The 23,499-nt window shown below is 39.8% G+C and carries 25 protein-coding genes; 13 read left to right on the top strand and 12 right to left on the bottom strand.

What is annotated here, in order from left to right:
• Positions 1 to 47: 47 nt before the first annotated feature.
• Complete coding sequence (locus tag H5126_RS06435; protein ID WP_182720825.1) at positions 48 to 2,273, bottom strand: S9 family peptidase; 2,226 nt, start codon at positions 2,271 to 2,273, stop codon at positions 48 to 50.
• 111 nt (positions 2,274 to 2,384) lie between these two features.
• On the opposite strand from H5126_RS06435, the gene H5126_RS06430 reads away from it, so the two are divergent.
• A complete protein-coding gene (locus H5126_RS06430) occupies positions 2,385 to 2,789 on the top strand; it encodes an HIT domain-containing protein (RefSeq protein ID WP_165743397.1) in 405 nt (134 codons plus the stop codon).
• 41 nt (positions 2,790 to 2,830) lie between these two features.
• On the opposite strand, the gene H5126_RS06425 is transcribed toward H5126_RS06430, so the two are convergent.
• Positions 2,831 to 4,531: a dipeptidyl-peptidase 3 family protein gene (locus H5126_RS06425; protein WP_182720824.1), complete on the bottom strand. Its 1,701-nt coding sequence runs from the start codon at positions 4,529 to 4,531 to the stop codon at positions 2,831 to 2,833.
• A 296-nt stretch (positions 4,532 to 4,827) separates the two neighbouring features.
• Between H5126_RS06425 and H5126_RS06420 the strand changes: the two genes are divergently transcribed.
• On the top strand, positions 4,828 to 5,667 hold the full coding sequence (locus H5126_RS06420) for an HDOD domain-containing protein (protein WP_039485043.1): 840 nt from the start codon (positions 4,828 to 4,830) through the stop codon (positions 5,665 to 5,667).
• A gap of 55 nt (positions 5,668 to 5,722) precedes the next feature.
• Here H5126_RS06420 and H5126_RS06415 read toward each other — a convergent pair whose 3' ends face one another.
• A complete protein-coding gene (locus H5126_RS06415; protein ID WP_182721465.1) occupies positions 5,723 to 7,405 on the bottom strand; it encodes an amidohydrolase in 1,683 nt (560 codons plus the stop codon).
• Between the two features lie 172 nt (positions 7,406 to 7,577).
• Between H5126_RS06415 and H5126_RS06410 the strand changes: the two genes are divergently transcribed.
• The 3 genes from H5126_RS06410 to H5126_RS21445 all read left to right on the top strand — a co-directional run bounded on the left by H5126_RS06410 (position 7,578) and on the right by H5126_RS21445 (position 8,621).
• Positions 7,578 to 8,060, top strand: a complete 483-nt coding sequence (locus tag H5126_RS06410) for an energy transducer TonB (RefSeq protein ID WP_024597594.1) — start codon at positions 7,578 to 7,580, stop codon at positions 8,058 to 8,060.
• Between the two features lie 165 nt (positions 8,061 to 8,225).
• A complete protein-coding gene (locus tag H5126_RS21450; protein WP_240915858.1) occupies positions 8,226 to 8,372 on the top strand; it encodes a hypothetical protein in 147 nt (48 codons plus the stop codon).
• 18 nt (positions 8,373 to 8,390) lie between these two features.
• Complete coding sequence (locus H5126_RS21445; protein WP_240915857.1) at positions 8,391 to 8,621, top strand: energy transducer TonB; 231 nt, start codon at positions 8,391 to 8,393, stop codon at positions 8,619 to 8,621.
• 56 nt (positions 8,622 to 8,677) lie between these two features.
• On the opposite strand, the gene H5126_RS06400 is transcribed toward H5126_RS21445, so the two are convergent.
• From H5126_RS06400 to H5126_RS06385, 4 genes are all read right to left on the bottom strand, one after another.
• Complete coding sequence (locus tag H5126_RS06400; RefSeq protein ID WP_002961647.1) at positions 8,678 to 8,914, bottom strand: calcium-binding protein; 237 nt, start codon at positions 8,912 to 8,914, stop codon at positions 8,678 to 8,680.
• A 9-nt stretch (positions 8,915 to 8,923) separates the two neighbouring features.
• Complete coding sequence (locus H5126_RS06395) at positions 8,924 to 9,160, bottom strand: calcium dependent protein (protein WP_033021630.1); 237 nt, start codon at positions 9,158 to 9,160, stop codon at positions 8,924 to 8,926.
• A gap of 186 nt (positions 9,161 to 9,346) precedes the next feature.
• Positions 9,347 to 9,574 carry a hypothetical protein gene (locus H5126_RS06390; protein WP_024597597.1) on the bottom strand — a complete coding sequence of 76 codons (228 nt, stop codon included), beginning with the start codon at positions 9,572 to 9,574 and terminating at the stop codon, positions 9,347 to 9,349.
• Positions 9,575 to 9,598: 24 nt separating this feature from the next.
• A complete protein-coding gene (locus H5126_RS06385; protein WP_002961641.1) occupies positions 9,599 to 9,832 on the bottom strand; it encodes an EF-hand domain-containing protein in 234 nt (77 codons plus the stop codon).
• Between the two features lie 330 nt (positions 9,833 to 10,162).
• Between H5126_RS06385 and H5126_RS06380 the strand changes: the two genes are divergently transcribed.
• From H5126_RS06380 to H5126_RS06365, 4 genes are read left to right on the top strand one after another with little or no spacing between them, the layout of a single operon-like run.
• Positions 10,163 to 11,620, top strand: a complete 1,458-nt coding sequence (locus H5126_RS06380; protein ID WP_182721464.1) for a sensor histidine kinase KdpD — start codon at positions 10,163 to 10,165, stop codon at positions 11,618 to 11,620.
• 1 nt (position 11,621) lies between these two features.
• Positions 11,622 to 12,167: a hypothetical protein gene (locus H5126_RS06375; protein ID WP_182672836.1), complete on the top strand. Its 546-nt coding sequence runs from the start codon at positions 11,622 to 11,624 to the stop codon at positions 12,165 to 12,167.
• A gap of 2 nt (positions 12,168 to 12,169) precedes the next feature.
• Positions 12,170 to 13,519, top strand: coding sequence for a sigma 54-interacting transcriptional regulator (locus tag H5126_RS06370; RefSeq protein WP_024597600.1), 1,350 nt, complete (start codon positions 12,170 to 12,172; stop codon positions 13,517 to 13,519).
• Positions 13,520 to 13,527: 8 nt separating this feature from the next.
• Positions 13,528 to 14,028, top strand: coding sequence for a DUF1543 domain-containing protein (locus H5126_RS06365; RefSeq protein WP_002961636.1), 501 nt, complete (start codon positions 13,528 to 13,530; stop codon positions 14,026 to 14,028).
• A 30-nt stretch (positions 14,029 to 14,058) separates the two neighbouring features.
• Here the strand turns inward: H5126_RS06365 and H5126_RS06360 are convergent, their stop codons facing one another.
• A complete protein-coding gene (locus H5126_RS06360) occupies positions 14,059 to 14,286 on the bottom strand; it encodes a hypothetical protein (protein ID WP_182692551.1) in 228 nt (75 codons plus the stop codon).
• A 132-nt stretch (positions 14,287 to 14,418) separates the two neighbouring features.
• Between H5126_RS06360 and H5126_RS06355 the strand changes: the two genes are divergently transcribed.
• A complete protein-coding gene (locus H5126_RS06355; RefSeq protein ID WP_182721371.1) occupies positions 14,419 to 15,669 on the top strand; it encodes a multifunctional CCA addition/repair protein in 1,251 nt (416 codons plus the stop codon).
• Positions 15,670 to 15,674: 5 nt separating this feature from the next.
• Here the strand turns inward: H5126_RS06355 and H5126_RS06350 are convergent, their stop codons facing one another.
• From H5126_RS06350 to pdsR, 3 genes are all read right to left on the bottom strand, one after another.
• Entirely contained in the window at positions 15,675 to 15,839 is a 165-nt protein-coding gene (locus H5126_RS06350; protein WP_182196201.1) for a hypothetical protein, read from the bottom strand.
• 281 nt (positions 15,840 to 16,120) lie between these two features.
• Positions 16,121 to 18,259 carry a proteobacterial dedicated sortase system histidine kinase gene (pdsS, locus tag H5126_RS06345; protein WP_182695729.1) on the bottom strand — a complete coding sequence of 713 codons (2,139 nt, stop codon included), beginning with the start codon at positions 18,257 to 18,259 and terminating at the stop codon, positions 16,121 to 16,123.
• Positions 18,259 to 18,948, bottom strand: coding sequence for a proteobacterial dedicated sortase system response regulator (gene pdsR / locus H5126_RS06340; protein WP_182721372.1), 690 nt, complete (start codon positions 18,946 to 18,948; stop codon positions 18,259 to 18,261). The genes pdsS and pdsR overlap by 1 nt, the downstream gene beginning before the upstream one ends.
• Before the next feature lie 204 nt (positions 18,949 to 19,152).
• Between pdsR and pdsO the strand changes: the two genes are divergently transcribed.
• From pdsO to H5126_RS06325, 3 genes are read left to right on the top strand one after another with little or no spacing between them, the layout of a single operon-like run.
• Positions 19,153 to 19,884, top strand: a complete 732-nt coding sequence (pdsO, locus tag H5126_RS06335; protein ID WP_007377011.1) for a sortase-associated OmpA-like protein PdsO — start codon at positions 19,153 to 19,155, stop codon at positions 19,882 to 19,884.
• A gap of 46 nt (positions 19,885 to 19,930) precedes the next feature.
• Entirely contained in the window at positions 19,931 to 21,949 is a 2,019-nt protein-coding gene (locus tag H5126_RS06330; protein WP_182721373.1) for a marine proteobacterial sortase target protein, read from the top strand.
• Complete coding sequence (locus H5126_RS06325; RefSeq protein WP_182721374.1) at positions 21,946 to 22,551, top strand: class GN sortase; 606 nt, start codon at positions 21,946 to 21,948, stop codon at positions 22,549 to 22,551. Before H5126_RS06330 ends, H5126_RS06325 begins: the two co-directional genes overlap by 4 nt.
• Here H5126_RS06325 and H5126_RS06320 read toward each other — a convergent pair.
• Positions 22,446 to 23,405: a DMT family transporter gene (locus tag H5126_RS06320; protein ID WP_024597327.1), complete on the bottom strand. Its 960-nt coding sequence runs from the start codon at positions 23,403 to 23,405 to the stop codon at positions 22,446 to 22,448. The two genes, H5126_RS06325 and H5126_RS06320, sit on opposite strands and share 106 nt — an antisense overlap.
• Between the last annotated feature and the right edge of the window lie 94 nt (positions 23,406 to 23,499).

Genomic DNA, 23,499 nt, shown 5'->3' with positions numbered 1-23,499 from the left:
AAGGCTGATTTATCAATCAGCCTTTAGTCTGTTATTACTTTACTTGCTTATTTAACGTCAAAATGGCGATTAAAGAAGTTTGTAATTGTTTGATGTAAGTGTGTTTGCACTTGTTTACCGCGTAGGCTGTGCTTAGAGCCTGGGTAGGTCATCATTTCAAACTGTTTTTCGTTATCTTGCAGTTGTTTAAATAACTTAGTTGAATGCGTAAACAATACGTTGTCATCAGCCATTCCATGGTAAATCATTAATGGGCCTTTTAAGCCATCAGCATATGGAAATACTGCGCTGTCTTCATAGCCTTTAGCATTTGTATCGGGGTGACCTAAATAACGCTCTGTGTAATGTGTATCGTATAGAGCCCAATCGGTTACTGGAGCACCTGATACGCCGGCTTGAAAGTAATCGCCCGCTTTAAACATAGTCATAAGCGCCATGTAGCCGCCGTAGCTGTGGCCATAAACACCGATACGTTGTGGGTCAACGTAATCAAGTGTACGTAAAAACTCTACGCCTTTAATTTGATCGGCAACTTCAACCACACCTAAATGTTTATAAATAGCATCTTCAAACTTTTTACCACGGTTGTACGAACCACGGTTATCCAGTTGAAAAATTACATAACCTTGTTGCGCCATGTACTGAAAGTACAAGTTTTTACTGCGCCAGCTATTCGTCACTCGTTGAGCATGCGGGCCGCCGTATACGTTAACAATAACAGGGTGCTTTTTGCCATCAGTAATGTTGCTAGGCTTAAATAAACGGTAATGCATAACTTGGCCATCTTCGGCTTTAATTGTGCCGTATTCTGGTTTTGTTAAGTCGCTTAAATAAGGGGTAAGCGGATGGTTACTATCAAGCTTATTTTCTTCAAGCCAGGTAATGAATTCGCCGTTTACTTTACGAAGCGCTGCTGAGTTTGGTTTATTATCAGAAGAGCTATTATCGATAAAGGTTTTATTGTCCTTTGCTAGCACAACATTGTGGTACTGACCTTTTTCGGTAATACGTTTAGAATCGCCTTTTTTAAATAAAGGCGCGCTGTATAAATGGCTTTCAAGCGGTGTATCTTTTCGACCGGCAAAATACACAATGCCTTTTTTCTCATCAATACCTTTTAAGCTATCAACAGCCCAATCACCAGAGGTGATTTGACGAACAAGTTGACCGTTTGTGCGATACAGATATAAGTGTTTAAAACCGTCGCGCTCAGATGCCCATACAAAGTGTTTTTTGTCTTTTAAAAACTCAAGATCAAAATGTAGGTTTATCCACGTTTCGCTATTTTCGGTCAGCGCTACTTTTTGGGCTTTAGTTTCGCTGTTATAAAAACGCAGTTCTAATTTATGTTGCGAGCGATTTTGCCATTGGTACGACAGTGTATTGCCGTCTTTTAGCCATTTAGCGCGTGCAATGTAAATGTCTTCATCTTTACCTAAATCAATCCAATCTACTTTTTGGTCGTTTAGCTTAACCACACCAAGTTGAATTTTAACATTATCGGTACCTGTAAACGGGTAGCGCTGGTTAAATAATTTAACTTCATCAGCGTAAATTTCGTTACGGATAGCTTCTTTTACAGGGGTTTCGTCAACGCGGGTATAGGCAATTTTAGTTTCATCACCTGACCACCAGTAACCTGTCATACGGCTCATTTCTTCTTGAGCAACAAATTCGGCCATGCCGTTTTTAATTACGCCGCCGCCATCTTTACTAAGCTGAATCTCTTTACCAGATTCAAGCTCTAAAGCGAATAGGTTTTGCTCTCGAATAAACGATACGTAGTTACCTTTAGGTGAAAAGCGTGCATCGGTTTCAAATGTTTCAGTGTCGGTTAGTTTTTTACTTTTAGCAGAGGCTAAATCGTAATAATAAAGGTCACCATTGAGTGGGAATAAAAGTGCTTTGCCATCTTTAGACCATTTGTATTCAAGTATGCCTTTACCAAAAATACGTTGGCGTTCGCGGCGTGCTTTTTCTTCATCTGATAGGTTTTCTGGGCCTGAAAATAACTTTGCTGAATCAACTAGCACACGGTTGGTGTTATCTTTTAGATTGTATTCCCATAAATCGTAGCGGTTGTAGTCATCGCTTTTGCCTTGTAGGTAAGTTACACGGCTGCCGTCAGGCGAAAATTTAAGTTGTACAGGTGATTTACCAGAAAGGCTCGGATCGTCAAAAATTCGCTCCAGCGATAAAGGTTTTGCTTGAACACTAATAGCGCCAACCATTAACGGTATAGCTAGTGAGAGGTGTTTTATTTTTTTTAGCACAAGGTTGCCTTAGCTTATTATAAATATTGCTTTGATGGTAAAGCCAAGCGTGTGCAACTGCAACTAAATGCTATAAAGTGGCGATTATCAAAGACAAAGTAGGACATAGCAATGACTCACCCTGAATTTAAACTAGCGCCAGAACTTAAACGCGACTGTATAGAACTTGCCGATTGGCCATTGTGTAAAGTACTTTTATTGAACGACAGCTTGTATCCGTGGTTTGTATTAGTGCCTAGGCAGGCTAACTTAAAAGAGATAATTGATTTATCTGAGGATGATCAAATTGTTTATTTAAAAGAGTCAGCCAAGCTAAGTAAATTATTAATGGATGTATTTAAACCTGATAAATTAAACATAGCGGCTTTAGGTAATATGGTGCCGCAGTTGCATATTCATCATATTGCGCGTTTTACGAGTGATGCTGCATGGCCTGCGCCAATATGGGGTAAACACCCAGCAGTGCCTTATACAGATCTACAAATCACAGAGCTAAAAAAAGCGCTGCAGTTATAAGCTGCAACGCTTTTTTAGGGTTTAACTAAGTTTAACTAAACTTATTTAAGCCCTAGTATTTCCTTACCTTGCTTAAATGTTACATCTACAGGGATATTAGCTTTACTTAGTTTTTCTAAGTCTTTAGCAAGCTCTTCTTTAATGTCGCCATGCGTTGCAATTAGTTGATCTACTTTTTCGTAATCGCCATCACCTTGTAAGGTTAAAATTAAGCGAGAAAGCTTAGCCATTGCAATGCTCATTTTTTCCATATTAACGCGGTATAAGCCTTCTTCATTTTTAGAAAAAGCACCTTCTTGAGCAAAAAAGTTAAAGCGGATCATATTTGCTTTACCATGCGCGCTTGATGCGCCAAAACGAACTGAGCGGAATATACCTGCCATGAAGGTCGTGTAATAATCTTCAATAGTGCCTTCAGTAATTTCGCCTTTTTTAAGTAACTGTTCAATCATGTATAGACCTAAAATATCGGCTTTACCTTCTTCAAGGGCACTTGCGTGTTCTTGTAGTGATTGACGAACAGTACCTTTACCTGTGATTGTATTTTTAATACCTAAACCGTGAGCCACTTCATGGAACATCGTATTGGCAAAAAATGCGTCAAAAGTAATGTGTTTACGCTGCTCTGGTACAATTAACTGCTCTGAAATTGGCACTAAAATTTTATCAAATTTAGCACGCATTGCGTTTTTAAGTTGCAGACGACGAGTTCCTTTTTCTAGCTGTACTTGCTCATCGTTTGGTAAGTTAATTGCTATTGTTTTACTACCTGCGTTTGAATGCCCAGCGTAGTAAACAACATCATATGCATTTAGGTCGGCGTCAGAGCCTGGTACTTCTTGTTTGTACTTAGCATCTACAGGTAAGCCTTTTTGAAGTTCAGGTAAAAATGCTGCAAACTTAGCTAAGCGTTCGCTCCATTTTAAATCTTTAATAAGTACGTAAGATTCATAAGCTGCGCGGTAACCGAATAATTGATCTTCATAAGTTTCAATTGGACCAATAACCACATCTACTGGGTTATTTTTCATATCCATCCAAGCAAAGTCAGATACTTGAAAGTCATCTTTTTGTAGGGCATCGGCACGCAAGTTTAGATAGTTAGCAAATTCTTTATCGTCAGCAAGTTTGCTTGCTTCACGTAAAATATCAGCGGCTTTTGCAAGCTCATCAGCGTATTCTTTTGAATAAGGCACGCTGTAAAGCTTACCTTGCTCATCACGCTTAATTACAGAATAAAGCCCTGTTTTGTCTTCAACGTCTGCATTGTTTAACTCTTCTTTGGTTATATCAGCAGGGTAAAACTGTGCGCCAAGAGGTTTTTCTTTATAGCTGGATAAAAATGCTTCATCACCATTTAAACGATCCCATGGACCATAGTTAATATCAGCAAATTTACGTACTTTTTCATCGTTTAGTTTTGCTAAAAAAGCATCTTTATTTTCACCAAATGCTTGCTTCCAAAATAACTCATCCATTATTTTTGAAGCGTCAATAAGCTTTGCAACCATTGCTCGTTGATTATTGCTTAAGTGCGATAAATCACTTTGTAAGCTAAAGTCGGTGTAAATATCTAAACGTTGTTTATCTGCATTAATAAGTTTAGGGCCTGACTGTGCACTGCTTTTTTGAGCAAGCTCTACGGCTGTGTTGTCGGTAGAAGACGGCGCTTGTTCAGAACATGCGCTAAGAAAAACAACACCAGAGAGCATAATTGCTTGGCTAATTTTATTTAAGATCATTATATTGCCTGTTAAAAAGTAAGTTTAATAATTTGTACTGCTTTAGTTAAAATATTAAGTATGTACAAACGCTTCCTTATTGTGAGTGCATTAAAGCAAAACTAAATGGTAAATAGCAAGTATTTGGCGTTGTAAGGCAAGCATGAGCGGTAAAGCATTATAAATAAAAATAAACTTCTATAATTTTCTTAACTTTATCGGTAAGTTAGACAATACTAATTATATTACTAATACGAAAATTAACTGCTTGAGTTTGCAGTTACTTTACAGGCTGAACACAAAAGGATGGCAGCTTTATGTCTACAGAAAACGCTTTATTAACGATTCTAGTCGATAGAATAAATAACGATACGTTGGTTTTACCAACGCTACCTGAAGTAGCGATTAAGGTTCGCCAAGCTGCAGATAACCCAGATGTGAATTTAATCCAAATGTCAGATGTAATCTCACAAGATCCAGCGCTTTCAGCTCGTATGATAAAAGTAGCTAATAGTGCGATTATGGGACGTTCTGTAAAAGTATCTAATTTACAACAAGCAGTGACTCGTATTGGATTACGTCAAATTAAAAACATTGCTACAGCTATGGCTATGGAACAATTATTTGTATCAAATAATGAGCTAATTAAAGGCTACATGGGTAAGGCATGGCAAAAAACATTAACCGTTGCTAGCCATTCAATATCACTCATGGAGTTTTATTTAAAAAATAGTAAGCACACGTCACTAAACCGCGATTCTATTACACTCGCCGCACTTGTTTATAATATTGGTGTATTACCAATTTTAACTGAAGCTGAGCGCCACCCAGAGGTATTTGCTAATCCAAGCTTTTTGGCTCATGCAATTCAAAAGCTTAGCGGAAAGGTTGGCTCATCTATTATGCAAGCGTGGGAATTCCCTAAAGAGTTTGTTGATGTAGCTCAGAGCTGGGCTGACCCAAGTTACAAACCTGAAAAAGTAAGTTACGTGGATTTTATTCGAGTAGGGGCTATTTTAGAGGGCACGTTACAGGTTTCTGATAAGTCTGCAGCGCTGCAAACGTATATAGACAAAGGCGTTATACCGTCTATGCAATTATTCACAAGTGATGAGTACAACGACATGCTAAAAGATGTGAAAAACATGTTTAGCTAAAAGTGCCTTCCTACACAACCAAAAAGGGTTAACTTGCGTTAACCCTTTTTTAGTTTTATTTTTCGGTGGTATTTTCTGTCTTAGTTTTTTCGTATCGCTTTATTCCTGCTACCCATGTTTGCAGTACGTTTGTTTTGTAGATCTCCTCAAGAGGCACTTTAAAGTAGTCTTTATCAATTAAAATAAAGTCGGCCCATTTACCTTTTTCTAAACTACCTACCTTAAATTCTTGATGAGCTGCATAGGCGCCGCCAAGAGTAAATGCACGTAATGCATCTTCGCGGCTTAGTACTTCACTTGCACGCCAGCCGTTTTCCGGTAGTTTGTTATGATCCATGCGTGTAATGGCTGAATACAAACCATCAAATGGATTTGCAAGCTCTACAGGGTAATCAGAGCCCGCTGCAACAACCGAACCTTGCTGTAAAAATGTTTGCCACGCGTAGGCGCCGCTTAGTTGTTTTTCAGTTAAACGCTGCTCTGCCATATGCATATCAGAAGTGGCATGTACCGGCTGCATTGAAGGGATTATTTTTAACGCTTTAAAGCGAGGGATATCATCAGGGGTTACAATTTGGGCGTGCTCTATTCGGTTTCGCAGTAATATACCGCCCGTTTTTTTAAACACATTTTGATAGGCATCAAGTACTACTTTATTTGCTTTGTCGCCAATGGCGTGAGTATTTGCGCTAAAGCCGCTTTTAAAGCTTTGTGTAAAGAGTGCTTCGAGTTTCTCTTGCGTTTCAAGCATTAAACCATGGTGACCAGGTCTGTCTGCATATTCTTCAATAAGTGCTGCACCACGAGAGCCCAGTGCGCCATCGGCGTAAACTTTAACACTGCGAATTTCCATAAAGTCATTTTTGTCGTGGTATCGGCCTGCCTTTAACATTGTGTCTAAATCAGGGCTTGCACCACTTAACATTGCCACAATACGTAGTGGTAAATTACCAAGGTCGCCGCGCTCTTTATAAACCTCCCATGTGGTTTTATCAATACCTGCATCGTGAGTAGAGGTAATGCCTAAACTTAATAAATGTTTACCTGCTGCATCAAGTGAGTCACTTATATCTTGTTTTGAAGGGGCTGGCATATACTGGGTAATTAGCGATTCTGCTTTGTCTACAAAAATACCCGTAGGATTGCCAAATTCGTCTTTAATTATCTCACCGCCTTCAGGTGCTTTTGTTTGGGCGGTAATACCTGCAAGTTCGAGCGCTTTTGAATTAACCCAAACGGCGTGGCTATCAACTCGAGAAAGCACCACAGGTCGATCGTTAACTACTTTGTCTAAATCTTTAGCAGTAGGAAAGCGTGTATCAGACCAAAGCTCTTGGTTCCAACCTCGTCCTGTAATCCAACCTTGTTTGTTATCGGCAAATACTTTTAGTTTATTCGTTACTTCATCAACCGATTTTGCACCGCGTACATCAAGTTGCGATAAATTATCGCCAAGGCCAATAACGTGCCCATGAGCATCAATTAAGCCTGGTAATAAGGTATTACCGTGCGCGTCAATTAGCTTGGCATCTGGGTAGCTATCTTTAAGTGTATCGCTACCTAGTTTTACTACCTTGCCATTTTTAATAACGAGGGTAGTAAACTGCTGTACTTCACCTTGGTATAAAGGGGTATAACCATTTGCGTTATAAATTACTTTTGTTTGTGCAAGAGTGTAACTAGAACTAGCGCAAAGGCTGGCTAGTATGAGTGGTTTGATTATTTTTTTGAGCGACATGGTTACTTAATTTTTATTGTTAATTTACTTACATTAACAAACTTGATTTTATAATACCAATGAATTGATAGGCCTCATTATAAGGTTTTTCTCTTTACTAACTGTTTACAAAATAGGTAATTGATGTGATTATTTAGTATGTAAAACAATCAATAAAGCATAAGGAAACGCTATGAAAGCCCTCTATTTATTACTCCCATTAACTTCATTACTTGCGGCATGTGGAGCAACACCTACGACAGAGGAAACTGTTGAAAAGCTAGATTATATAGATTTATCAAGTGTTGAGCTGCGCGATAGGGTGAAAGACTATTGGAATATTTTAACAAGAACAGAACCACAATATCCAATAGCTGCTGCAAAAAAAGGTCTTGCAGGTTGTGTAGAACTCATGACTATCATTAATTCTGAGGGTAGGGCGCAAGGATATAAAGTAACCTCCTCATATCCTAAAGGGTTATTTGATGAAGCCGCAGCTCAATCTTTAAGTACATGGGCCTGGTTGCCTACTAACGTAAATGTAGCTAAACAGCCTGTTCTTACTCATATTAGAATTGATTTCACTATTGACTCAAAACCAGTAGGTGAAAAATATTTAAAGAATTGTCCGGCTGGCGAAGCATTTCAAATAACGGGAGAAAGAAGAAAGTCATAAGATTTTAAGTGGAGTATTTATATATCTCACTTTGGTGGTGCGTTTGCATAACAGGTAATTGATGCAACTACTTAAAAAATTATTTATAACGAATTAATAAGGGAATGCTATGAAAGCTCTCTATTTATTACTCCCTTGAGCATGATGCTGACAGCCTGTAGCTCAATGTCTGATAAACAAGTAAACGATGAAATGCCGAGTTTTATTGATTTATCAAGTCCTGAACTGCGAAGTAAGGTAGGTGAATACTGGGATGTTGCTAAAAGAGTTGAGCCGCGATGTCAGATAGAAGCTGCAAAGAAAAGTATTTAAGGCTGTGTTGAGTTTGCTATGTTAATTAATTCACAAGGTGAAGTCCAAGGGTATAAGGTTGTCTCGTCTTACCCTGAGGGCGTGTTTGATATTGATGCGGCAGCTGCTGTGGGTTTATGGCGCTGGAAACCGACAGTTGAAAATACGAGTAAGCAACCGATTCTAACTTATCTCAAAATGGATTTTATGGTGAGCCCAAAACCTACTGATGCAGAGTACTTAGCGCATTGTTCTAAAAATAAAGTCTGAACGTAATTAATAGTATAAATATAATAAGCTAGGTGTTTGTGTACCTAGCTATAAGACTACTTACTTGCATATAAACTGTATTCACTTAGCGTTAGCTTGCCGTCTTTGTCTTGATCATAGCTTGAAAATCGAGACCACAAAGCGGGGTCTACAGCGGTTTCTGAACGTGTTAAAAAACCATCCTGGTTTCTATCAAGTTTTTCAAATTGCTCTGCAACATTGTTGCTTGCAGCAAAGCCTAATGTGCTAAAAATACTAAACGCAAAAAGCGCTATATAGCTTGTTTTTTTCATGAAAAATACTCAGTAGAGGTTATTGGTAAGGTAATTTTTAAATTCGATTAACGAAATTTGGTTATCTTGGTTTTTGTCCCATTTTACAAATGTGTTTAATAGTTGTGGTTGGGGATCAAGTTCGTCATGCGTTAAATAGCCACTTTTGTCGCTATCGAGGTGATCAAAGCGTTGCTTTACATCAAGTGCAGCGGCATCAAAGCTTAATAGCATTAAGATGCTTATAATAAGGGGAAGTATCTTCATGGTGTTCCTTCCAAAAGATGTATTTAAAGTTTGTGGCTAAAATAAAGTGAAAAGGAAAAAGCACTTGCCGTAATTTAACTCCCAACATTAAATCCTTTTACACACTCCCTCAGGGATTATGGCAAATGCTTTTAATTCCAGTTTACCTATAACAAGCTTAAGTAAAGCTTAATCAGTAATTACTCATTAAGGTTTAAAGCTTTCAAATTCCTTTTTTGAGACCTTTTCATCACCGTCTTCATCTAAGTCGGCAAATTGTCTCATTACTTCCTTATCTTCCTTTGCTTCTGCAATTGATATTTGTCCGTCCATGTCTTTATCTAAGTGGGCAAAACGCACATTTGTTGGCGATGCAATTACGGTGGCACTAATTGCTAAAAACATTAATGAAAAAGCGGCTATAAGTTGTTTCATAATCACGTTCCTTATTAAATGAGTTTATTGAATAAATTTTTTGAATTCATCTAGCGACAATTGCCCATCTTGATTAGTATCAATTTGAGAAAAATTCTCGTGTAACACAGCATCTTCACCTGCTTCGGCTTCACTTAATGTGCCGTTACTGTCTTTATCAAGTTCGTTAAAAGTCGCGTGAACGTCCATTGCGTGTGCATTAGCGCCTAAAAAGCCTAAAGCCAGTAATGATGAAATTACTAAAATGCGTTTGTTCATAATTATTTCCTTATTGATTAAAGTTATTACTCCTATTACAAAAATGGTGCCAATAATAATTGTTGTTATTTTTCAATTGGTTATTGTTTTAGCTTTAAGCCAGTGAGAAGTTTTTACTGGGTTTATTGTAATTTTTGTGCGCCTTTTGCAACACTATTTAATGGGGTTAAAAGGGAGTTTATTAAAATCAACGAGTTACGTTGTCTCTATTTGGCGACACATTGTTTTGTAGTGCTGGCTGTTAATCGTATTAAATATAATTGCTGGTTCAGCTAGTGTATAAGGTAAGCACTTAATAATAGAACGCTTAACTTAAAAGGACTAAACGAAATGCCAGCAACCATAGCTAAAAAATACCAAGCAATGCTTAACTGGCGGCCTAATTTAATTGGGCAATTTGCAATGAGTATGCTGCTTTCGTTACTGCCGCTTTCTATAGTGGTGATCGTATTTTTAAATGCGCTTAATAAGCAATTAGCGGTTACTCAAAGTATTGTGAGTAGCAACTACCAAGTTACCAAATCGTTTAACACTTTAAAGCAAGAACTCAACAGCCTTGAACGCGCTACTAGGCAAAACTGGGTATTAAAAAGTGAATCGCTTGATAAGCTCATTGTCGATAAATGGCAATCATCCCTACAAAGCATTGATGAACTCAAATTTGTAAACACGAATAAAGAGTATATCAACCAATGGCAACGCTTATATACCACCTTACAAACCGCGCATGTAAAACTCGTTGAGCAAAAACAACAACAAGCTGAGCTATTTGTGCCAGTGAGCGATTTAATTGCTGAACTTACTTTATGGTTACGTGATAAAAACGAAGCGCAAATTACCAATAACCAAAATGAGCTTACAAGCCTGCAAGCGTCATTTATAAACTGGCTGGTGGCACTTATCCCACTGACTTTAATTGTTGGGGGAGGTTTTTTATGGCGCATAAGTGGGCGGCTAAAAGGGTTAACTACGGTTATTGATAAGCTTGGGCAGGGGCATTGGCAGCAAAAAATATCTGTGAAAGGTTCAGCTGAGCTTGTTGAGCTAGGAGAAAAGCTCCAATGGGTACAAGAACAGCTTCATATGCTTGAGCAGCAAAAAGATACTTTTTTACGCCATGTAACTCATGAGCTAAAAACGCCGCTTGCTTCAATGGTCGAAGGCACTGACTTATTAACTGATGAAATAGTAGGTCCAATTACCGCTGAGCAAAAAGCAGTGCTTGAGCTTATTAGCCAATCTATGGTGCGCCTTCGTACAATGATTGACAGCTTGCTGAGTTATAATGCTATTCGCACCAGTAAAGATAGCCTAAGCGAAGTTGAATTTAGTCTTCTTATTAATAAAATTAATAGCCATTTTGAGCATCGCTTAACTGCGCGTCAGCAAGCTCTGCAGTGGCAAAATACTTTACCTAACAAACCGCTTGCTTTACCTAGTGAGCTTATTGAGATGATTTTAATTCAGCTTATTTCAAATGGCTTAAAATTTTCACAAGATAAGCAAAGCGTTACTATTAATTTAGCGCTTGAGCAAAACCAGCTTTGTATCGTTGTACTTGATAAAGGGTGCGGTATTAAAGAGCAAGAAAAAACTCAAATTTTCAGCGCATTTTATCAAGGTAAACACAGTAAAAATGTTACGCTGCAAGGCAGTGGGCTGGGTTTAACTATTGTAAAAGAGTCTGTTGAACAGCTAAGAGGTACACTTAGTGTTGAGCATAACGAGCCACATGGTTGCCGGTTTTCAATTAAAATTCCCATAACAAAAAATCTAGGAGTTAATTAACATGCGCTTGCGTTTAATCGCTATTTTATGTGTGCTCAGTAGCAGCATGGTTATATCAGGTTGTGAAATTAATAATGGGCAAGAAGAGCGTGTGTCAATTACACCTGCACCTGTGGTCGATACAAAAAAAACGACCGACAAAAACAGTAACCCTAGTCCAAAACCTAGACCAAAAATTGAACCAAGCTATCCTCCTGCAGAGCAAGTTATTGCATGGCACGCTAATCAGTGTGGCGGGTTTAAATTGGTACCTAGCAAAAATGTTTTTACAGGCGAAAACGAGCTTAAACGCTTTTTTAAATTTATGTGCTTAAACATAAATAATGATCCAAATACGGTAATGACTCAGTTGCTAAAGCTCGATCTTGCTTACTTTTGGCCTGATGACATAAAGCAATATTTATGGCTTCAAAAGCAGCAAGTAACTATGCAAATAAATGCTAAAAAAGAGCAGCAAGCACTTAATAATAAAATGCAAGAAACCCTCTCATCGTTAGCAACGATTGAGCAGCAACTTTTACTACGAGAAGAAACGAAGGAGCAGTAACGATGGCCGCAACTAAAGTACAAGGTGCAAAAGTATTACTCGTAGACGACGACGCTAGCTTATTAAAACTGCTCGCTATTCGTATTGAATCAAAAGGATACGAAGTAACAACCTGCGAAAGCGGCTTAACTGCACTACAAATACTTAAAAGCCAAGTGTTTGATGCCGTTATAACCGACTTACGCATGGATGAAATGGATGGTATGGCACTGCATCGTCAGCTGCAAAGCCGCTACCCTGCATTACCTGTCATTATGATGACAGCGCACGGCTCAATTCCTGATGCCGTAGAGGCAACTAAGCAGGGCATTTTTGCATTTATAACTAAACCAGTGGATAAAGACGAGCTATTTGACAGCCTTGCAAAAGCGATAGAAATTCATGGTGTTAACGCCGATGAAGCTGCACCTAAAAGTAATATAGTTACGCGCAGTGGTGCCATGCTGCACTTGTTAGAGCAAGTAAAACTACTTGGGCCAACCCAAGTTAATGTACTTATTTCGGGGGCTAGTGGTACTGGTAAAGAATTACTCGCACAGGCGATTCATCAGCATAGCCATGTAAGCGGTGGCCCTTTTGTTGCAATTAACTGCGGCGCTGTACCAGGGGAGCTTTTAGAGTCCGAATTATTTGGTCATAAAAAAGGCTCGTTTACGGGGGCAATTAAAGATCACCAAGGTTTGTTTCAACAAGCACAGGGTGGCACGTTATTTTTAGACGAAATTGGCGATATGCCGCTTAACTTACAGGTTAAGTTACTGCGCGTATTACAAGAAAAAACAATTCGCCCAGTAGGTTTTCAAGAAGAGATAGCAATTGATGTACGCATAGTGTCGGCAACACATAAAAATCTTCCTGAAGCTATTTTAAACCAGCAATTTAGAGAAGATTTATACTATCGCTTAAACGTAGTTAATTTAAAATTACCGCCACTGTGTGAGCGCCGCGAAGATATAAGCTTATTAGCACAGCATTTTAGTGCAAGCATTGCTAAGCGCATGAACCAAACTGAAAAACACTTTGCAAGCGATGCTATGCATGCACTTGTGCGTTACGATTGGCCAGGTAATATCCGCCAATTACAAAACGTAGTAGAGCAGGTTGTAGCATTAACGCCAAGCGATGTTATTTCAGAGCATTTAGTGTTAGCTGCGCTAAATAGTAACGAAACAAACGTAGAACCATTATCACTCAACGACGCTAAAAAAGAGTTTGAGCGCGACTATGTAATTAACACTTTAAAAATGGCAGGTGGTAACGTAGCTGAAGGCGCTAAGCTTGCCAAGCGCAACCGCTCAGATTTTTATAAGTTGATTAAAAAGCATAATATTGATGTTGATAATTTAGGTTAAGGAAAAGCATGCAGTTATTTATGGTGTATTTAGGTGGCCGGATTCAAGGTTGCCACATTGAAATGCATGATATTCGTTTTGTAGTAGGGGAGAATATAGAGCAAACCTACTCAAAGTTAAAAAGCCAATGGGTAGGCGACAGAAGTAGTGTTCACATGGATAGCTACATGGCAATTAATCATATTGATGGCTTTAAAGTAGAAGTTGTTGATAGCTATGTGGAGCAAAATAAACAACTCTATTTTGTAAATTTAGGCGCTTACAGAAGTGATTCCATGGCTGAGCAACATGACTTTGCACTGTATGTTGCAAGCAGTAGCCATGAAGCTAAAGAGCGCGCTAAAAACGATTTGCTCGCAGGGCTTAGTCATATTCATAAAGATGATTTACATGATGTGGACGATTGCTTTGCCATTGATTTACTCGACAGCCAGCTAAACATTAAGCTCACGCCCAGCGGTATATCGCAGCCGATAAAGCCAGACTGGTTTGGCTATCACATACTTTAAATTATAATAAGTAGCTAAAACAGAGTAGGATTAAGAGTCCTGCTTGTTTTGTTCATCCTTTTCGCTTTTAGCCGCCATTTTAAACGCCACAATAACCAACCCAAACATAGCAAACGGCAGTGCTGCCAACATGTATTCAACCAAATTACTGTCTTGAAAATTTGCTTGTAGTAAAAAGTGACCCGCCACACACATCAAAATAACCACTAATAAAATGGGTAGTAACATGAGTTCTTTTTTTGATGAATGGTTTTTCATTAATTATGAGGCTATAGCTAAAAATAATGCGCCATTGTAATGAGCTTACTTAAGCTTGGCAAATACCGCAGAATTTTTTAATTAATGATATGATTAGCGTCAAACAATTGGGCAAGTGTTATTGGGAATAAAGTGAAAAGTAACTTAAAACAAGTTTACCTCGTTGGTGGTGCAGTGCGCGACAAACTGCTAAATATAAAATCAAAAGATAACGACTATGTAGTGATTGGGGAAACACCAAAAACGATGGAATCGCTTGGTTTTGTGCCAATAGGTAGTGACTTTCCGGTTTACTTACACCCAAAAACAAAAGAAGAATACGCACTGGGGCGCACAGAGCGTAAAAGTGGCAAAGGCTATACAGGCTTTGTGGTTGATGCCAGCCCAACCGTTACGCTAGAAGAAGATTTAGCAAGGCGTGATTTGACCATAAATTCAATGGCGCTTGATGAACACGGTAATATTATTGACCCGTTTAATGGCCAAACTGACTTACAAAATAAAACACTGCGCCACACCACTGAGGCATTTGTAGAAGACCCTGTTCGAGTACTGCGTATTGCCCGTTTTTTAGCGCGCTATGGCAGCGATTGGCGTATTCACCCAAGTACCTATGCATTAATGCGCGAGCTTAAAAATAAAGGTGAGCTAAATCATTTAGTACCTGAGCGCGTGTGGCTTGAAACTGAAAAAGCACTGGGTGAAAAGCACCCTGAGCTTTATTTTGAAGCACTGCAAGGTTTAGGTATTTTTCCAGAACTTGAGCGCATGGTTAATGTACCGCAACCGGCAAACCATCATCCTGAAGGGGATGTATTTGTGCATACTATGTTGGTACTTAGGCGTGCAGCCGATTTAAATTTTAACTTAGAAGCACGTTTTGCTGCACTTACCCATGATTTTGGAAAAGCGCTTAGTTTTAAAAAGCATGGAAACCTACGTGGGCACGAACGCGAAGGTGTTGCAGTTATTGAGGCGTTTTGTGAGCGCTTAAAAGTGCCTAACCGTTTTCGCGATATTGGTGTACTCACCAGTGATAATCACACCCTTTGCCATACAGTTGATCAGTTAAGGCCGCAAACCATTCACAAGCTAATAGTGACTAACTTAAATGCGTTGGTACACCCAGAACGTTTTATAGCGTTTACCCAAGCATGCCAATGCGATGCACAAGGGCGTGGTGAAACACTGGTCGATAAGCCATACCCGCAAGCAGCTAAACTGCGAGCAATTCATACTGAACTGCAAAAAATGGATAAGAAACAAGTAGTGCAAGATGCACTTAAAAATGGCAAAAAAGGCCCTGAAATAGGCGAAGAAGTAAAACTTGCAGAAATAAACTGCATTAAAGCATTTTTAGAACATGAGAAGTCCCAAGCGTAATAAAATTAGACTAAGTAGTGCGATACACCTTGGTTTTTAGTCGCGTCGTGCTTTCTTAGCTCTTTGTAATTGGTGTTTTTTGGTTTTACCTCTTCAGACTTGGGCTTTTTAGAGGGCCTGTATAAGTCAAAAATAAAGTCTAGTTCTTCACGCTCTAGTGATGGTTTCATGAGTATTCCTTCAATTTAATACTTTAATATGATGTAGGGTATGGTCATTCGACTGAATAAAAAGTGAATAGTTACATTTGAAGTTGTACTAAATTGTAACCGGCAGGTTTTGAGGGATGAGAGGGGGTTGTTTGTTAATTTATATGGAGTTAAGGTAAATTAAAGTAGCTCTTTTTAACTAAAAATATACAGCTGAATTTAACTTATTGCGTACTTACTATTTGCATATAATGCTGGGGCTATAAATATAACGGTACAAATATAACGGTATAAATACAGCCCTAACCATTAGCTAACGGCAGTGTTACGGTAAACACTACACCATTACCTTGCTCGTTGTTTTGCGCGGTTACACTGCCTTTATGGTAATCGCACACCAGCCTTACAATATAAAGCCCTAACCCCAAATGTGGCTGTTGCTGCATTTGCTGGCTACGTACCGACACCATAGAGTCAAAAATATGCTCAGTGAGTCCTTCAGGTAAAGCAGGACCAGTATTACTCACTGTTAATGTTGCTTTATTTTCGCTCTGCTTAAGGCTTACATTAATAGCCGTATTGGCTTTGCTGAACTCCAGCGCGTTACTAATAAGTTTATCAAGCAGCTGGGCTATAAACTCCGGTGCACCTTGCATAGGTAATTTGCTTTGGCATACATCAAGCGTAAATAACTGGTTTGGGTAAGTAAGCTGGTAGCCTTGCATGCAACCATTTATTACTTTTTGTAAATCAAAAGGCTCAGACTCGTTGCTTTGAATACTCTGCTCAAGGCGGGTGGCTTCGCTCATGGTGGTTATTATTTTACCTAAGCGTTCAACGCCTTCACTGGCGCGGTCGAGGTATTTTTGACTCAGCTCGTTTTGTGGCAAGCTTTGCAAGTTTTCGAGTGATGAGCGCACTACGGCAACTGGCGTGCGCAGCTCGTGGGATAACCGTGACGACATATTTTCTAAGTAATCGGTATAGCCACCAAGTCGGCTTACAATATTTGAAAAACTACGAGACAGATCCCCAATTTCATCGTTAGCATCGCTGTAATTAATACTGCCGGTAACACGCCCTTGTGCATCAATTGCTTGCTCAGCGGTATCGCGCAGCCGCCTAATTCGGTTCGATATACGTGAGGCAAAAAAGAACAATGTGACAGTACCAATTAGCATCACAGCTAAAATAACGTTAAAGAGTTTTTCAAGTGACTTGTTACGCAGCGTACGTACGCCGTTTGTGGTTTCCTCTGCTATTACCGCGCCAATTACTTGGTCTTGAATCCAAATAGGGTAAGCGGCCGATAAAATAACGGCTTTGCTGTCGGGAGTTAAGCGCCAAGACGATGCAGGTTGTCCTTTTAATGCTTTCGCTAAATGTGTGCCCTGCATAGAAGCTACATCGTGCAGGGTATCTAAAAACTCATTTTCGGGGCGCGTTAATATTTTATAGTAAATTGGGTGTAAGTAATTTTGCTCAAAGCGCTGCCACCAAGTTTCAGGTGCTTTGTTAGCAAGTCCATCAGCCCATACGCCATCTGCATTTTGAATAGTACCCGATTGCGCAAGTACACGATGATGGTTATCAACCACCCAAATGCGGCTACCACTGTGGCCCATACCTTTTAAAATACGGCTAATTTCTGGAGAAGGGACTAATACTGAGCCTAAATCGTTTGGGTTATTTAAGTTTGAGGTCGACATTATTTTAGGCTCTAGCAATGCCTCTTTACTATCAATGTCAACAATAGCAAAGCCAAGTTTGTTGCCCAGCATGCTAATAGGAAAGCGCAGCTCTACGTTATAACCTGATTCGGTACTTTCAAAATAGCCCTGAATTTTTGTAAAAGGGGCTTTGGTATTTGCATCAAACGCATTAACCCAGCCATCTTGGCGTGGCGCAATTATATAGGTATTAAATTGGCCGTCAGGTGTTTTTAAGCCAATTTGTAAATAATCGTTATTGGTAATGCTTAAACTATTTTTAGCGCGATAAATAAGGGTATTGTCGGTTACTTTAAATGCGGCGTATAAGTAGTTATCAAACTTGCCAACCATATGATCAAACGATAAGTCACTGGCTTGATGTTTGTTATCTGTTTTTTGTAAATAGCGTTTGTCGTAGTGCCAAAATAACGGTTGATAGCTGTCCCAATCGTTAAGTTTACCGTCGAGCTGAATAGGGTTTTTAAGATTATAAGCGTATAAATCACGACCTTTTACAACTTGGTCTAAAAAGTTGGTTTGCTCGTCAAATAATGCAGGGCGCTCATGTAATGCGGTAGCAAGTGCGCGAGTGGTGCCTACGAGGGTTTTTTCTTGGCCTTGGCGTAAAAACTTTTCCATTTCCCATACGTACTCGTAGCCAAGCCACGGTAGCAAAAACAAAAAACATGAAAGTAATATAAATTTACTGCGTAGACCAAATCGTAGCATTAGTATTGTTCCCACCTGTAGCCCATGCCATACACGGTATCTATGCAATCAAAGGAGCTGTCGAGTGCTATAAATTTTTTACGAATACGCTTTACGTGGGAAGTAATAGTGCTGTCGTCTACATAAATTTTTGCATCGCTCATTAAATCGTTACGGCTTTTAACATGGCCTGGTCGCTGGGCGAGTGAATGCAGCATCCAAAACTCGGTTACGGTTAAATCAACTAATTGTTGCTGCCAAAATACCTGCATACGTTGCGTGTCGAGCGTTAACTGCCCGCGTGTTATGAGTGCATTTGCATCAGCGGGTTGTTCAAGTGCTTCCATTCGGCGAAATAGCGCACCAATACGTGCAGCCAAGTGAGCCAAGCTTATGTCTTTTGTTAGGTAGTCGTCGGCGCCCATGCGTAGGCCGCATACGGTATCTATTTCGCTATCGCGGGCGGTTAAAAAAATAATAGGCAGTGTTTTAGAAAGCGATCGCAATGTTTGGCACAGTAAAAAACCACCATCTATTTCATGGCCTAGGCCAATATCAACAATGGCTAAATCGGGCAGGGCATTTTTAAATGCAGCTTCAGCGCTGGCGCGATCGGCAAAGCCACTGACTTGGTAGCCCTGTGCGCTCAGCATTTCTATGTAGTTTTCGCGGATTGCGGGTTCATCTTCAACGATGGCTATTTTTTTCATCTTAATCATTATCCTATCGGCTCTGCTGTGCACTATATCGAAGTTTTTAAGCTAAGTACGCTTAAAAAGGCAATTGCCATTTTTTTGCCACAATTGCTCAGCAGTTTGCCATTTTTGATCCCCTTTGTTGCCACTTGAACTTGTTTTAATAGGTCCATCAAAACAAAACATCACAAATTAAAAAGTAAGTTTAAGGGTCAAATCATGAAGAAGACATTAATTGCATTAACACTCGTTGCTAGTTTTTGTACTCCAGCAATTGCCTCAACATCTAACACGCCATCAAAAGAAGCCCATAAAGAAACGGCTATTGGTTTAGGTGCAGGCGCTATTATTGGCGGCGTAGTAGGCGGGCCAATAGGCGCGTTTATTGGGGCATTTGCCGGTGGTTTAATAGGTGATTCAAAAGTAGCTGATAACAAAATTGCAGAGCAAGAGCGTGCAATTACGGTTATGAAAGAAAAAACCAGCGATTACCAACACGTGCTTAACCACAACAATATGTTAGAGCAACAGCTAGAAGTGCTTGCCAATCAAAATGAGCAGTTAACTCAAGTTCAAATTAATAACTTATTGGCGATGACGGTGCAATTTAAAACAGGTTCAAGTGTTATTGCCCCGCATTTTGCACTGCAGTTAGACCAACTCGTTACCTTGTTAAACAACCAACCACAACTCGCACTTGATTTAAGTGGCTTTGCCGATCAGCGCGGCGATGAGCAAGCCAACCTTTTACTTTCTAAAGCGCGTGTAAATGCCGTGCAAAGCTATTTAATAAAGCACGGTGTGAGCCACAAACGTTTAAGCACGCAGGCATTTGGCGAGCAGCAAACATTGGCTAACAGCAACACGGTGGAAGATAACTTTTTTGATAGACGCGTAACGCTTACCACTCGCTCAATGAATCCAGTAAATGGCCAAACGGCGAGTAACTAAATCTAACTGAATCTAAGTAAAACAAAGCGTTCGATGGAGTGATTTTATGTTGAGTAAACCGACCAAAATGCTTATTAAAGTAAGCATTTTTATATTCATAGCGATTGTGCTGTTAGCGAGCTTCAAAAGCCATGCGCAATCACCCAAGTTAGAGCTTTTTGATAGCAATGGTGCGCCAGCAGGCCCAGCAATAATATTAAAAAGCGACGCCAATATGACCTTAACTGGCCTGATTAATCATGTTGTAGTCACGCAAACCTATCAAAACGAAAACCCGTTTGCGGTTAATGCGCGCTACGTTTTTCCATTGCCTGATGAAAGCGCCGTACATGCCATGACTATGCGTATAGGTGAGCGAGTCATTAAAGGCCAAATTGATAAAAAGGTAGAGGCCGAAAAAAAATACGAGGAGGCTAAAAAAGCAGGTAAGCAAGCGGCCCTTGTACGCCAGCAACGCGCCAATATGTTTATTACGAATGTGGCAAATATTGGCCCTGGTGAGCAAGTAATTATTGAGCTTGAGTATCAAGAAATAATTGATTACAGCAGCGGCACATTTGCTATTAGATTTCCTACTACCATTACACCGCGTTATCACGCGATTAGTGGTGAAGTTGAGGTTAATACTCAGAACCAAACGCACGTTAACTCACTCCCAACGGGATGGTTAAGCCCTGTTTACAGTATTAAAAGCAGTAATCAAAATGATAACGTACCAAGCAGCCAATTTAGCTTAAACATAGATATAGACGTAGGCTTAGAGCTGGTGGATATCAATTCTAAATTTCACAATGTTGATGTGCAAAACACCGCGTTTGGACAATATAAAATAGCGTTAAATGAGACAAATGCAGTTAATCGCGACTTTGTACTTGAGTTTAAACCGCTGCAAAAAGAGCAAGCTCAAGCCGCATTTTTTACTCAGCAGTTTGAAAATGGTGACCGATACGGGCTTGCTATGCTAATGCCACCAGGGGATCATTTCACACAAACACAGCGCTTACCTCGTGAAATGGTATTTGTAGTTGATACGTCAGGCTCTATGCATGGGCAATCTATGGAGCAAGCTAAAAAAGCGTTGTTTTATGCACTTTCATTACTTGATAGCGACGACAGCTTTAACATTATTGGTTTTGACAACATAGTAACTCCAATGAGCGATAAACCACTTATAGCCAGTGACTTTAATTTACGCCGTGCAGAGCGATTTATTTATAGCCTAGAGGCCGACGGTGGCACTGAAATACAAGGTGCGCTTAATGCCGTACTTGATGGTAGCGAGTTTGATGGTTTTGTGCGCCAAGTTGTATTTTTAACTGATGGCAGCGTAAGTAATGAAGATGCATTATTTAAAAATATTCAAAGTAAATTAGGCGATAGCCGCTTATTTACAGTGGGTATTGGCAGCGCACCGAATAGCTTTTTTATGCGCCGAGCGGCAGATATAGGTAAAGGCTCATTTACGTTTATAGGCAGCACAAGCGAGGTGCAACCTAAAATGCAGCAGTTGTTTGATAAGCTTGCACATCCGGCTATTACTAATTTGGGGCTAAGCGATGAAAGCGGTAACAGCTTAGATTTTTGGCCGTCACCACTACCTGATTTATATTTTGGTGAGCCTATCATGGTCGCCATAAAACTTAATAATGCTAAAAATGTGGTACTTGCTGGGCAAACAGCACAAGGTCCTTTAAGTATTAAATTAAGTACACAAAATAGCTCAAGCGCTCAAGGTATAGCAAAACTGTGGGCGCGCCAAAAAATCAAGTCATTACTTTTATACAACGAGCAAAATACAGTTAAAGATGAAGTACAGGAGCTTGCGCTTACTCATCAATTACTTAGCCCGTTTACTGCTTTTATAGCGATTGAACAAACTCAAATAAAAGAAGTGGCAGAGCAAACGGCGCAAGCTACTAATGCAGTACCACAAGGTATGGCAATGCGTTTACCGCAAACCGATGGGCAAAGCAGGTTACATATATTACTAGGCTGTATTTTATTATTGGGATCTAGCGCCCTTAAAATAAACCGATCATTTAAGTTAAGCAGGGCACGTAAATGAAAAAGTGGCTAAGCGCGGGTTTACTAATAGCTGGGCTTGGATTATTTGGTCACGGCGCTTATATGCAGGCAAAAGCGTGGCTTGCTCAAGTATTAATTGAGCAAGCATGGCAAGAGGCGCTTAAATCACCCGGCACTAAAGTAAAGCCGTGGTATTACGCCGACAGCTACGTGACTGCAAAGCTTGATTGGCCAAGCCATAATAAAACATTAAGTGTATTAGCTGGAGCGAGTGGTCGCAATTTAGCGTTTGCGCCTAGCCAATTTTTACCCGCAGGGGAGCTGGGCGGAAAAGAGTTTGGAAACGAAAAAGGCGCGCTAATAGCAGGGCATAACGACACCCACTTTGCATTTTTACAACACGCCAAAGTGGGAGAGGCGTTTACTTTGCAACTGCAAAGTGGGGTGATTCAAAATTATAAGGTAACGGGGATTGAGGTTATTCATCAATCCCAAAACTCATTTTTACAAACACCTGGGCTGTATTTGCTTACCTGTTACCCTTTTGATTCACTTGCCTCGGGTACTGATTTAAGGTTGCTTGTATCTGCGCAAATGTCTTCGCCTGATTCGCTAAGCGGTATATCAACCACGAGTTCTTGATGGCGCTGGCTTACCATTACGCCAATAAATACCACAAATATGCTCAGCCATTGCCAAACGTTGAGCACTTCGCCCAAAATAATAGCTGATAAAATAAGTGTAAAAATAGGAATTAAATTAGAGTACGCAGCCGCGGTTAATACTGATACTTTGCTAATTGCATAGTTGTACATGCCGTAGCCGCCAAGGGTTACACACGAACCTAAATACAAAATGCTCATGAGCGCAGTTAAGTCGTGCTGGTTTTCGCTTGGTAGGTCGATAAAAAATAAAAACGGCGCAAAAAACAAGCTGCCGCTAATACCTTGCAAAGCAATTAAAGTCAGGGGCGAGTAGCGATTAGCTAAATGTTTAATACTTACGGTATAAAATGCAGCGCACACCATCGCCATAAGCTCTAAAAAGTTACCTAGTAACGGATTAGGTGCTTGGTCGGTACTTGGTGAAAGAAGCGTAAGTAAAATACTGCCGCCTATACACAGCGTAAAACCGACAACAATGGCTTTGCTTATATGCTCTTTAAGTAATACAAAGGCAAGCAACGCAATAATAATAGGCAAGCAAGAGACAATAACACCAGCCTGCGAGGCTGATGTGTATTCCATTGCATGGCCTTCAAATAAAAAGTATAAGCAAGGCTCAGCAAGCGACATACCCACTAAATACTTCCAGTCACCTTTTAAGTACTCAAACCGAATAACGTAGCGCCATAAACAAAGCGACAAAACTAACGTGGTGAGCATGCGTAAAAATATCACCAATGCAGGGTCGTAAATAGCAATGGCGTATTTGAGCGCAATAAAAGAGCTGCCCCATAAAAAGGTGGCAATAATTAAACATAAACTGGCAGGCATAGAGAGTAATTTACTTAATTTAATAAAATCAGATCCTAGCATGAAAATTTTTAACTTGTTCAAAAATACCGAGCTGGTATAAATTAATTCATCT

Origin of the sequence: Pseudoalteromonas sp. SG45-3 (assembly GCF_014164075.1) — a bacterium.
GTDB classification, from domain to species: domain Bacteria; phylum Pseudomonadota; class Gammaproteobacteria; order Enterobacterales; family Alteromonadaceae; genus Pseudoalteromonas; species Pseudoalteromonas distincta.
This window is presented reverse-complemented; position numbering and strand designations above follow the sequence as displayed.